We start from the raw sequence: 11,855 nt of genomic DNA on the forward strand, positions 1-11,855 counted from the left end.
AGTCCTTGATATTAGATTCGCAGGGTCATTAATTTTTCCACTGCTTCAACGATTTTCGGGGGTTGAACAATGGTCAATCTTTCTAACATTCCATTGTAAGGGGTAGGAATGTCTTGAGAGGATAATCGCACCACGGGGGCATCTAATTCATCAAAAAAGTTATCATTAATTAGGGCAATTAATTCTGCGGCAATGCCCCCGGTTTTCATACATTCTTCCACAATAATCACCCGATGAGTTTTGCGTATGGAGTCCCCAATGGTTTGTAAGTCAAAGGGTTTGAGGGAAATTAAATCAATAATCTCCGGATCATAGCCTTCCTGTTCCATTTGTTTGAGGGCCTGTACACAATGATGACGCATTCGAGAATAGGTAAGAATGGTTACATCTTTTCCTTTACGGACAATTTCTGCCTTGTCTAAAGGGACAATATATTCAGTTTCAGGGAGATTTTCTTTGAGGTTGTAGAGTAAAACGTGTTCAAAAAAGAGAACGGGGTTATCATCCCGAATAGCTGCTTTGAGGAGTCCTTTGGCATTATAAGGCGTAGAACAAGCCACAATTTTTAAGCCGGGAACCGCATGAAAATAGGCTTCTAACCGTTGAGAATGTTCGGCCCCTAATTGTCGGCCTACACCCCCTGGGCCACGAATTACCATGGGAATTTTGAAGTTACCACCGGAAGTATAGCGCAACATTCCCGCATTATTGGCAATTTGGTTAAAGGCTAACAATAAAAAGCCCATATTCATGCCTTCAATGATAGGCCGTAAACCTGTCATCGCGGCCCCGACTGCCATTCCTGTAAAGCTATTTTCCGCAATAGGGGTATCCAAAACCCGTAAGTCTCCATACTTCTTACAGAGATCTTTGGTAACTTTGTAGGAACCCCCATAGTGGCCCACATCTTCCCCTAAGACAAACACTGTCTCATCTCGTCCCATTTCTTCATCAATGGCTTGACGAAGTGCATTGAATAATAAAGTCTCTGCCATATCTTTACCAATAACCCACCCTTGTCATCCTATCATCACAGCCTTACATTTTATCGTTTTCGGGAGCGCATGGCCATTTTTTCTGATCCGTTAGACATTAACCTAAGTTGGGTGAAAATTCAGGAGCATAGATCGCAATTATTCAGACAGAAAGCATAAGCAAAGCTTATTGATATGATTTGAAAGTTGTTTTTGCTAAATAAATACTTCCTTAAGATTTTGCTATAGAATAACTTAGATTGAAAAAGTAAGTTGCATCGAAAAAACTCTATGAATTGTCTAATTCGATCGAGCAAGATAGGCGATCGCTCACTTTTACACAGGTGGGCATCACCTTCTATCGAACAAACTTATTCCCGAATATGAATCGCCACTGATTAACGCGATCATTTGCACTCACCGGAGCGATACCCTATCTCCCAGGACACGACGCACCGCGATGCAGATGCAATGGAGTGGCGGGTTGACTCGCTGCTCACCCGAATGCGTAGAGCCAGCCATCTAGGATTCGAGGCCCCACTTGCCTGCAGTCCTGACCCCTAATATCTGAATTTGAGGAGTAATTACAAAGTGGAATTCTTATCTGATTTCTTGACAAAATTCGTGGCGCAGTTGCAGTCCCCGACACTCGGCTTTTTGATTGGTGGCATTGTCATTGCCGCCCTCGGTAGCGAACTGACAATTCCAGATCCGGTCTATCAGTTCATCGTCTTCATGCTGCTGATGAAAGTCGGACTGACTGGTGGACAGGCGATCCGCGACTCCAATCTAGTGGAGATGCTGCTGCCCGCGTTGTTTGCCGTTCTAATTGGTATCCTTATCGTGTTCATCGGGCGCTATACGTTGGCAAAGCTGCCGAAGATCAGGGTCGTGGATGCCCTTGCGACTGCGGGTTTATTTGGAGCTGTAAGTGGCTCTACCATGGCCGCCGCCCTGACGATTTTAGACGAGCAAGGCCTTGCATACGAGCCCTGGTCCGCCGCCCTCTATCCCTTCATGGACATTCCAGCACTTGTGACTGCGATCGTCGTGGCCAGCATTTATCTCAACAAGAAGTCCAACAACTATCTCAGCAAGGAAGAGTCTCTCAGCGATCGGGAGTATCCCGCCACCAGGCAAGAGTATCTCAGCAAGCAGCGCGGTACCGGAGGCAACCAGGTCGAGATATGGCCTATTATAAAGGAAAGCCTCCAAGGATCAGCCCTATCAGCACTGCTACTCGGCCTCGCTCTAGGCCTGTTAACCGAGCCGGAAAGTGTCTATAAGACCTTCTACGAGCCCCTCTTCCGAGGCTTTCTTTCGGTACTGATGTTGATCATGGGTATGGAGGCATGGGCAAGGCTCGGTGAGCTACGCAAGGTAGCCCAGTGGTACGCGGTATATGCTTTTGTGGCACCTCTGATCCATGGATTTATCGCCTTCGGTCTCGGCATGATTGCCCACAAGTTAACGGGATTCAGCCTTGGCGGCGTAGTGATCCTGGCCGTCATCGCTTCCTCCAGTTCAGACATCTCCGGTCCGCCCACGTTACGCGCAGGTATCCCGTCGGCCAATCCCTCCGCCTACATCGGCGCTTCCACGGCCGTTGGCACACCGGTTGCGATTGCCTTGTGCATACCGCTCTTTACCGGGCTCGCCCAGGCACTGGGCGGCTGATACCAAACAGGTTGCGGTCTATTGGGCTAAGATAGCATCGACAGATCGAGTAGATTAATATCTGTCTTGAAACTTTACGATACACCTATGTAAGGAGGTAACCAAAATGGCCAAGCCAGCCAAAAAGCTCGTTATCGTCACGGAAAAGATTCTGCTGAAAAAGATCGCCAAGATCATCGATGAAGCAGGGGCAACCGGTTATACGGTGTTGGAGACTGGCGGTAAAGGCAGTCGCAACGTGCGCTCATCAGGACAACCCACCGTTTCTGACATCGAGTCTAATGTAAAGTTCGAGGTGCTTACCGAAAATCGGGATATGGCCGAGAAGATTGCGGACGAGATCGCAGTGAAGTTTTTCAACGATTATGCGGGCATCGCCTATATCTGTGACGCGGAGGTACTGTATGGGCACAGTTTCTGCGGGCCAGACGGCTGTTGAATCGACACGACGCAGACCGAAAAAGCTGGGGTCATGTCCCAGCTTTTTGTGGTCTTCTCTTAGACCTTACTGTTAGGTTTGAGTGACTTAGTCTTTCTCCTTAAGACACTCTCTATTCACCAGTGAATTTTCTGACAGGTGTTTCCATAGCAGCGGGCACTTGCCCGCCACCGCCACACACATTCGATCGGCATGGAGCGGACATCATGAACAAGTTTGACCCAACTAAACTACGAACCAAATTTGACAACACCAGCGAAGGCTGGCTAGTGCAGGTATATAGGGGCGATCGCCGCCTGCTCTGCGTACTCGATTCCTCTCACACCTGGGCTTTTTTGTTGGGCTGTGGGTTCGGTCTTCTCCTGGCGGTGGGGTGGTTTAATCTCGCCAGTTACAGTCCGTCCAGGACTTATAAGCCGGCAACAACTCCCCCCGAAAAGTGGATTGATTAGCCATTCGTGACGGCTATAGCCAGATGTCAAGCCAGGGCAAGGCCCAACCTTACAGTAATCAACTCTGTGCTTCTTCTGCCATTTTTTCCTGAGCTTGAGCAACCCTAGTAGATGCAGTGGCCATCACTTCATCAAATTTCTCAAGAATTTCTCCCGGATAATTTTCGAGGATTTTTGTGGAAAGAGAAATGCGATTTTTGTATTCATCAATATTCAAAATCATGACCTGAATATCTTGGCCATATTGAAAAATTGTGGTCAAAGCATCAACGCGAGAACCACTGACTTGAGTAATATGTAATAATCCTGATACCCCATCAAAATCGACAAAAACCCCATAAGGTTGAATTTTTGCCACTTTTCCACTGACTAATTTACCTACTTCCAGTTTATTCATACTTGCCGCTGCGATCGCCCGACGTTGAGACAAAACTAATTTATTATTTTCTTGATTCACTTCTAAGAAAGTCGCGGTGAGCAACTGGCCCACCAAAGAACTCAAGTTTTCTTTTTCCTGGAGATGCGATCGCGGAATAAACCCCCGCAACCCTTCCACCTCACCAATAACGCCCCCTTTATTGGTTCCCGTCACGCGCACTTGGACAGAATGGCCCATTTCAGCGATTTCTGCCAGATTTTCCCAAGCGGCTTGTAGTTGTAATTGACGACGGGAAAGTTGAACTTGTCCCTCAGAATTTTGCTCGCTAGTGATGAGAAATTCCCAGTCTGTATTTAGGGGAAGAACCTCAGCCAAATTGGGTTCAAATTGCAAGTCAGCTTCTTTTAAAGGCACATAGGCGATTGATTTGCCACCAATATCAACATAAGCCCCATCAGTAGTATGTTGAATCACCTTACCCCGAATAACTTGTCCCTTTTCAAAATGATAATCATGTTGTTCAAGGGCCTTAGCAAAGTCATCCATTGAGAAGGAAATTTGGGAACCTTTAGGGGAGGTAGAATCTGAAGTCATGGTTATTAAATGAACAGGAAAGATCAATTCGGACTAACATCATCAACCATCTATTATGAGTCATCAAGTCACTCAATCAGAAGATTTGATTACCTGAGTGTTTCATTTCAGGCAGTCCAAATCAATTATAGTTCTCCGTGATCCCCTTTGATTATTACGCTTTATTGATTAGGGGGCGTAGAATTAGATGGGGCTGAATTAGGGATTGGTTGTGTGGGTGTGACTGGTAATTTAGGTTCTGGTTCGCGGACTTCGGGAATAGGGACAAAATAGAAAGCAAAGGCTGCCAGGACGACACTGATAATGCCCAAGGTTGCGGGAACCACCCGTTGGGCGAAGGGTTCATCAGGGGGACGATAGCGACGGGAAACGGGCTGTAATTGTAGAGTTAAATCCGGTAAGGTACGACTATCGGCAAAAAACTGATCGATCCCTTCTACTAAGTCGAATAATTGCACCGTGGTTAAGGTGATTTCCACCGGATTATTATTGTCCTCGGCAGGATACCAGGTCAAACGATGGAGATGTTTGCCCGCAATTTTTTCTAAGCGAATCCGATCTTCTTTGGTTTGGAGATCGACGGGATGAGGAATACCACTCAAATATTCTTGGGCGTAGGCACTCACAACTTTGACTAAATTTTCTAAGAACACGCGCCCCCCATGCAAAGCTTGAGGAATGCCGACAAAGCGACATTCCGCATTAACCAAAATGGAGAGGAGGGGACGACTATCTTGAGCATCCCCAGGAGCAAAACTATCCCCTAACCCTTCTAAAATCAAGGTGCAATTTGGCAAACTATAGTAACGTTGAACGCTCATGCGACTTCCCCATCAAACAAACTAATCCAAAACCGTTGCATTCCGGTGGTTCCTGTACAAAATAACAATTGTTTGAGCAGAAATAGGGCCAATTCGTTTAACTCATCTTCTGACCCTAGATAGATAGAAACTTTAGCACGACGGGGGTTCATCCGACTCTGAAAATGGGAACGAAATTGATCTAAATATTCTGCCAAGAGAAAGTGACAACTGACCGGTAGACCTTTCTCCCGCATTTGTTGTTCAGCTAATAACAATTGTCGAATTTGAACGGTTAAGGGTTTAACTCGATAACTGGCGATAATGACTAGGGATTTTGCTTGTTCTAGGGTTAGGGTATCACGGTTATAGGAACGCCGCCAGGGATTAGTAGAACGCAACCGCCACAAGGCTATTCGACCTCGAATGATCTCCTGCAAGTTTAACTCTTTCAGGGTGGCTAACATATGCTCTGAAGCCCCCAATTCTAAGGCTTCGAGGGCCAGCAACAACAGGTCTATTTGTTGTTGAATACGGGCGGCACATCGCTGCCCAGAAATCGTAAAATCTGGCAGAACATTTAAAATAGTTGGTTTTGAGGCAACTGGAGAACTAGAATCGGACATTAGGTTTACAGAAGGACTCATCCTAGAATAGCTTAGGGGCAAAAGGGTCGATTTGTTTTGTTTTCAACAAAATGTCTTGATCCATTGATGGTACAGGGCAGGTTTATTTAAGCTATTGATAAACCATTGTCAAAAACCCGCCCCTCGAAATTTATGGCTTATCTTGCTCTTATTATCCCAAATATTCTTCAACCTTAGCGACTAAATATTCTACCCAGTAACTGGCATCCTCTGCCCGTTCTGATTCAACCATGACACGAATTAGGGGTTCGGTACCAGAGGCCCGCACTAATACCCGGCCTGTGTTTCCCATGGCTTTTTCTGCTTGGGCGATCGCTTGTTGTAGGGGTTCGCATTCTTGCCAATAACGGCGAAGTTCTCGATCTTCAACCCGCACATTGCGTAAAATTTGGGGATAGGTTTGAAAACTGTCTTGAACTAACTCAGCTAAGCATACCCCTGACTGACGCACTAAGGCCGCTAGGTGTAATGCTGTTTGTACTCCATCTCCTGACACCCCATAATGATGACAGATGATGTGTCCTGACTGTTCACCTCCAAGCATGGCCCCAGTTTCCCACATTTGGGCTTGAACATGGCGATCGCCAACAGCAGTCCGCAGGAATTTACCTCCTAAAGCTTCCCAAGCTCGTTCAAACCCCAAATTGGCCATCACAGTCCCAATTAACAGGTTATCGGGTAATTCTCCCCGTTCTAGGAGGCATTTTCCCCAGAGGTATAAGATATAATCCCCATCTATGGCTTTTCCGCTATTATCAACGGCCATGACGCGATCGGCATCTCCATCAAAGGCAAATCCTAGATCAGCTTGATGGTCAATCACTGCCTGTTGTAACAAATTTAGGTGAGTTGAGCCACAATTAACATTAATGCGATCGCCGTCTGCTTGGTCATGTAAACAGATTACTTCAGCCCCTAATGCTTCAAACATGGCGGGGGCAACTTTAACAGATGCACCCCAAGCTAAATCTAACACCACCCGCATTCCTTGCAAGTTTAAGGACTCTGGTAAGCTTTTCTGAAGGAATTGACAATAATGCTCAACAAAGGCGGGTTGATGTAAGGTTTTGCCCCAAGTCTCTATCTCGTCTCCTGGGAGGAAAATATTGCCCCGTAACCCGTCTTCAATTTGTTGGGCGAGGGTTTGAGATAATTTAGTGCCATCTGCGTTAAAAAACTTGATTCCGTTGTCTTCTGGGGGGTTATGACTGGCAGAAATCATAATTCCTCCTATGGCCTCAGTTTTGCGGGTAAGATAGGCTACACAGGGCGTAGGGCATAGGCCGAGTTGCCATACTTCTAACCCGGCTGAGGTTAGTCCCGCGGCGATCGCCATTGCTAACATATCGCTGGAGTTGCGGGAGTCTTGCCCAATAATAATGGGGCCAAGTTTGATATTATTTGATTTTAAAATTTGTCCGGCCCAAAATCCCAATTGAAGCGCAAAGGGGGCCGTTAATAAGTCTCCTGCTTTACCCCGAATGCCATCAGTCCCAAATAAGGGGGTATTCGGTAGATGGGCTAACTGACCGAATAAATTTGTACTCAGTTCCGTATGGGGACGGTTCAGACGACTACTGCCGTTTGGAGATAGGGAGATAACCATTAATTCACTTCCTCACAACTCACTCACCTTTACAGGATATAACGTTACTACAGATTTGTGGAAAATTTATATTTACCAGACTGTTAAACGCTTAGAGTTGCCCAAATGTTCCTGATCTATAACAGTTCTCTTAATTATTAACTATGAATGGCTCCAAATTTAATCATATTTTTTCGAGATGGTTTCCTTTGGCAGTGGGGGGAATTTTTTTCCTGTCATTGATTTTGCGGTTTTGGCATTTGGGACAGTTTAATCGTTTGGTTTTTGATGAAGTTTACTATGCTAAATACGCTAATTATTATTTAATTGGTAAAGATTTTTTCAATTCTCATCCTCCTCTCAGTCAATATATTATTGCTATCGGAATTTGGCTAGGTTCTCATTTTCCTGCTTCTCCTGATATCACCAATAATTTAACAGGTTCTTTCAGATCAACCCTGAGTTACCGATGGATAAATGCTTTTGTTGGATCCTTTCTTCCTTTAATAGTTGGGGCGATCGCTTATCAATTAACTCATCGTCGTAGTTACACAATAATTGTGGCTTTTTTAGCGGCAATGGATGGGTTGTTTTTAGTCGAATCTCGTTATGCGTTGAATAATATCTATTTAGTGATTTTTGGTTTATTAGGACATTTGTTATTTTTATTGTTTCTCAATAGAACCAATTATTTATATTTAACCATTAGTGGTATCTTTTTTGGAACTGCTGCTGCGGTTAAATGGAATGGTTTAGGGTTTTTATTCGGGATTTATTTAATAATTTTTCTAGTTTATTTCAAAAGTATATTAAATAAATATTTTAGGAGCAATAAATTAATTATCAATAATTGGGGTGTTTTTGAAATAATTAAATCTCTTAAAATATCTCTATTGGCTTTTAATTTATTAATCATTCCTTTGTTTATTTATAGTATTCTCTGGCTACCCCATCTATTAATGAATCCACAATATGATTGGTGGGAAGTCCAACAAAAAATCTGGAAGTTTCATCATAATATTGGTGCTGATTCATCGGTACATCCCTATTGTTCTAAATGGTATACTTGGTTAGTTATGGTTCGACCCGTGGCTTATTTTTATGAACGCACAAAGACTGAATCGGGGACTATTATTCATGATGTTCATGCAATGGCTAATCCAGTTTTGTTATGGTTGTCTACCGGAGCTATTTTAGTTATTTTATTGGTGTTTATCCTAGGAAAATCAAAGAAAATATGTTATAAAAATAATGGTTTATTTATTTATATATTAATTAATTATCTAACTAATTTACTCCCTTGGATTAAAGTAAGTCGCTGTACATTCTTTTATCATTATATGCCTTCTTATGTGTTTTCTTGGTTAGCTTTAGGTTGGATAATTGAACAATGTTTAAATAGTAAACTTATCTTTTGTCGCCGTTTAGGAATTGTCATAATATTATCGATTTTTATAGCTTTTATTTATTGGTTGCCTATTTATATAGGATTGCCTTTATCTCAACAAGGATTTAATATGAGAATGTTATCAAATTGGATATAACTTATTAAGTTTACTTTGCGTATTGATAATCATAGGTTTCTTCGACATTGCTTTGATTCGTATAGTTTATCTTATATTTATCCATTAGATAATGCAGGGACTGGTTTTTGACCAAACTCATTGGCCCTAACAAATATATTAGATAAAATTGCCTTATAGTTCATTTTTTAAGCTAATTAGAAATTCTCTTCATCAGTTTCCTCTGGACTAAAATCAGGCATTTCTTCCCCAAACTTTTGTTGAGGAGGAATAGCAGCAATAATAGCATCAATCACCTTAGCAACGGGAATAATTTCTAAGCCAATATCATCAGCAAAACTCTGTCCTTTTGGCACAATTGCGCGTTTAAATCCTAACTTGGCAGCCTCTTTTAATCGTAATTCCATTTGAGATACTAAACGAACTTGTCCCCCTAATCCTACCTCACCAATTAACACAGTTCTAGGGTCAACAATTCTATCTCGAAAACTCGCTACAATAGCAATAGCAACCCCCAAATCTGCGGCTGGTTCTTCTACCCCTAAACCCCCCGCAGAAGCGACATAAGCATCTAATTTTGATAAAGGAATTCCTACCCTTTTTTCTAATACTGCCAAAATTTGTTGTAAGCGACTATAATCAACACCAGTAGTCGAACGACGGGGAGAGGAATAACTCGTAGGACTGACTAAAGCTTGTAATTCTACTACCAAAGGACGGGTCCCTTCACAAGCAACAACAGTAGCAGTTCCTGGGGCAAATTCATCTCGATTTCCCAAGAATAATTCCGAGGGGTTAGCTACTTCAACTAACCCATGTTCTGCCATTTCAAAAATACCGATTTCATGGGTGGGGCCAAAGCGATTTTTAACGGATCTTAACAGACGATGGGACGCATAGCGATCGCCTTCAAAATATAAGACTGTATCGACCAAATGTTCTAAAACTCTTGGCCCTGCAATCGCCCCTTCTTTAGTCACATGACCGACAATAAATAAAGTAATATTATCCCGTTTTGCTACTTGCATTAAAGCAGAAGTACATTCTCTGACTTGAGCAACGGAACCAGGGGCAGAAGTTAAAGCAGCAAAGTATAAGGTTTGAATACTATCAATAATAGCCACTTGGGGCTGTAAAGATTCTAACTCTCTTAAAATCTCCTCTAAATCCGTTTCTGGTAAAATAAAAAGGTTGGCCCCACCGTCTACTTCTGGAGTCTTTTTTGTGGCTTTTCGTTTGCCATTTTTCCCATTAGTTTCTGCTTCTTTCGCCTCAGTTACACTACTCGCTTCTGCTACCCCCAAGCGAGATGCTCTTAACTTAATTTGTTGTCCTGATTCTTCAGCCGAAACATAGAGAATACGTGGTAAACTTTGAGATAATTGATTAGCGGTTTGTAATAATAAGGTCGATTTTCCGATACCAGGATCACCGCCAATTAAGACTAAAGAACCGGGGACAACTCCTCCCCCTAAAACCCGATCTAATTCCCCATAGCCTGAAGGAAACCGCGCTTGTTCCTCTTCCGTAATATCATTAAAAGGAACAGAAATACGAGGTTTTGGGGCAACATTCCCCCGATTTTCCCCACGATTATTCGACTGCCATCCGCCTCGTGCCGCCCCCGTCGGGTTATTAGGGGCTAACATTTGCTCTTCTAAGGTACCATAAGCTTGACAAGCCTCACATTTACCGAACCATTGGAGAGATTCGGCCCCACAGGTACTACAAATATAGACAGTTCGTGTTTTAGCCATGGTTAATTGGAAAGAAAGGTTAAAAAACTTAAAAAAATAGGGGATCTCAGAAAACAAGACTGAGAAAATGATTGGGAGTAGAAAGACAGTAGTGAACCTTAAATCCGTATTATGTTTGGAGTCGTTACTCAAGAATTTAGGCTTAATGATAACGAGAAAAGGATATTCTAGATCCTATAAAGATCGATGGATCACGACTTAACTTAAAGGTTAGCAATTTTACTTAACGAGGGAGCGTGGGAGCAATTGGAAATTCATAAGGAAAAAATTCTCGTGGTTGATGATGAAGCCAGCATTCGCCGGATTTTGGAAACCCGTCTTTCCATGATTGGCTATGATGTTGTCACAGCCGCTGATGGAGAAGAAGCATTAGATATCTTTCACGATACCACCCCTGATTTAGTGGTTTTAGATGTAATGATGCCTAAATTAGATGGCTATGGAGTTTGTCAAGAATTACGCAAGGAATCGGATATTCCTATCATCATGTTAACCGCGTTGGGGGACGTGGCTGATCGCATTACAGGATTAGAATTAGGGGCTGATGATTATGTAGTCAAACCCTTTTCTCCCAAGGAATTAGAAGCCAGAATTCGCTCCGTTTTAAGACGGGTGGAAAAAAATGGCGCACCGGGAATTCCCAGTTCAGGGGTGATTAGTATTGGTTCGATCAAAATTGATACTAATAAGCGTCAGGTTTATAAAGGAGATGAACGTATTCGCCTGACGGGGATGGAATTTAGCTTATTGGAATTATTAGTTAGTCGTTCGGGGGAACCGTTTTCCCGTTCGGAAATTTTACAAGAAGTGTGGGGATATACGCCTGAACGTCATGTGGATACTAGGGTAGTCGATGTCCATATCTCTCGTTTAAGGGCTAAATTGGAAGATGATCCTAGTAATCCTGAGTTGATTCTTACAGCTAGGGGAACAGGTTATCTTTTTCAACGAATTTTAGAACCTGGTGAAGAATTGTAAAGATTAATCATCCCTCACCATGAAAAACTAGCCCGCCAAGGCGGGCTTTG

10 protein-coding genes are annotated in these 11,855 nt (G+C 43.1%); 4 read left to right on the forward strand and 6 right to left on the reverse strand.

Annotated elements, in window-relative coordinates:
* Positions 1-11 precede the first annotated feature (11 nt).
* Entirely contained in the window at positions 12-995 is a 984-nt protein-coding gene (locus VB715_RS08970; protein ID WP_323300855.1) for an alpha-ketoacid dehydrogenase subunit beta, read from the reverse strand.
* A 570-nt stretch (positions 996-1,565) separates the two neighbouring features.
* Between VB715_RS08970 and VB715_RS08975 the strand changes: the two genes are divergently transcribed.
* Positions 1,566-2,651 carry a sodium-dependent bicarbonate transport family permease gene (locus VB715_RS08975; RefSeq protein WP_323300856.1) on the forward strand — a complete coding sequence of 362 codons (1,086 nt, stop codon included), beginning with the start codon at positions 1,566-1,568 and terminating at the stop codon, positions 2,649-2,651.
* Between the two features lie 106 nt (positions 2,652-2,757).
* Positions 2,758-3,090 carry a P-II family nitrogen regulator gene (locus tag VB715_RS08980; protein WP_323300857.1) on the forward strand — a complete coding sequence of 111 codons (333 nt, stop codon included), beginning with the start codon at positions 2,758-2,760 and terminating at the stop codon, positions 3,088-3,090.
* 510 nt (positions 3,091-3,600) lie between these two features.
* On the opposite strand, the gene VB715_RS08985 is transcribed toward VB715_RS08980, so the two are convergent.
* The 4 genes from VB715_RS08985 to glmM form a co-directional block, all read right to left on the reverse strand.
* On the reverse strand, positions 3,601-4,515 hold the full coding sequence (locus VB715_RS08985) for a S1 RNA-binding domain-containing protein (protein WP_323300858.1): 915 nt from the start codon (positions 4,513-4,515) through the stop codon (positions 3,601-3,603).
* Positions 4,516-4,676: 161 nt separating this feature from the next.
* Positions 4,677-5,336 (reverse strand): DUF4335 domain-containing protein, encoded by a 660-nt coding sequence (locus VB715_RS08990; protein ID WP_323300859.1) that lies wholly within the window; start codon positions 5,334-5,336, stop codon positions 4,677-4,679.
* Entirely contained in the window at positions 5,333-5,941 is a 609-nt protein-coding gene (locus VB715_RS08995; RefSeq protein ID WP_416336917.1) for a DUF3038 domain-containing protein, read from the reverse strand. The genes VB715_RS08990 and VB715_RS08995 overlap by 4 nt, the downstream gene beginning before the upstream one ends.
* Positions 5,942-6,113: 172 nt before the next feature.
* Positions 6,114-7,568 carry a phosphoglucosamine mutase gene (gene glmM, locus VB715_RS09000; RefSeq protein ID WP_323300861.1) on the reverse strand — a complete coding sequence of 485 codons (1,455 nt, stop codon included), beginning with the start codon at positions 7,566-7,568 and terminating at the stop codon, positions 6,114-6,116.
* Between the two features lie 143 nt (positions 7,569-7,711).
* Between glmM and VB715_RS09005 the strand changes: the two genes are divergently transcribed.
* Positions 7,712-9,091: a phospholipid carrier-dependent glycosyltransferase gene (locus VB715_RS09005; protein WP_323300862.1), complete on the forward strand. Its 1,380-nt coding sequence runs from the start codon at positions 7,712-7,714 to the stop codon at positions 9,089-9,091.
* Between the two features lie 176 nt (positions 9,092-9,267).
* Here the strand turns inward: VB715_RS09005 and radA are convergent, their stop codons facing one another.
* Complete coding sequence (radA, locus tag VB715_RS09010; protein WP_323300863.1) at positions 9,268-10,827, reverse strand: DNA repair protein RadA; 1,560 nt, start codon at positions 10,825-10,827, stop codon at positions 9,268-9,270.
* A gap of 246 nt (positions 10,828-11,073) precedes the next feature.
* Here radA and rpaB point away from each other — a divergent pair, with 246 nt between their 5' ends.
* Positions 11,074-11,805 carry a response regulator transcription factor RpaB gene (rpaB, locus tag VB715_RS09015; protein WP_323300864.1) on the forward strand — a complete coding sequence of 244 codons (732 nt, stop codon included), beginning with the start codon at positions 11,074-11,076 and terminating at the stop codon, positions 11,803-11,805.
* The last annotated feature ends 50 nt before the right edge of the window (positions 11,806-11,855 follow it).

Origin of the sequence: Crocosphaera sp. UHCC 0190, assembly GCF_034932065.1 — a bacterium.
GTDB lineage: Bacteria > Cyanobacteriota > Cyanobacteriia > Cyanobacteriales > Microcystaceae > UHCC-0190.

Coding starts and splice junctions, on each gene's coding strand:
- glmM (WP_323300861.1), bottom strand. CDS start 7,568: ATGGTTATCTCCCTATCTCCAAACGGCAGTAGTCGTCTGAACCGTCCC.
- VB715_RS08980 (WP_323300857.1), top strand. CDS start 2,758: ATGGCCAAGCCAGCCAAAAAGCTCGTTATCGTCACGGAAAAGATTCTG.
- VB715_RS08970 (WP_323300855.1), bottom strand. CDS start 995: ATGGCAGAGACTTTATTATTCAATGCACTTCGTCAAGCCATTGATGAA.
- VB715_RS08985 (WP_323300858.1), bottom strand. CDS start 4,515: ATGACTTCAGATTCTACCTCCCCTAAAGGTTCCCAAATTTCCTTCTCA.
- VB715_RS09005 (WP_323300862.1), top strand. CDS start 7,712: ATGAATGGCTCCAAATTTAATCATATTTTTTCGAGATGGTTTCCTTTG.
- radA (WP_323300863.1), bottom strand. CDS start 10,827: ATGGCTAAAACACGAACTGTCTATATTTGTAGTACCTGTGGGGCCGAA.
- VB715_RS08990 (WP_323300859.1), bottom strand. CDS start 5,336: ATGAGCGTTCAACGTTACTATAGTTTGCCAAATTGCACCTTGATTTTA.
- VB715_RS08995 (WP_416336917.1), bottom strand. CDS start 5,941: ATGTCCGATTCTAGTTCTCCAGTTGCCTCAAAACCAACTATTTTAAAT.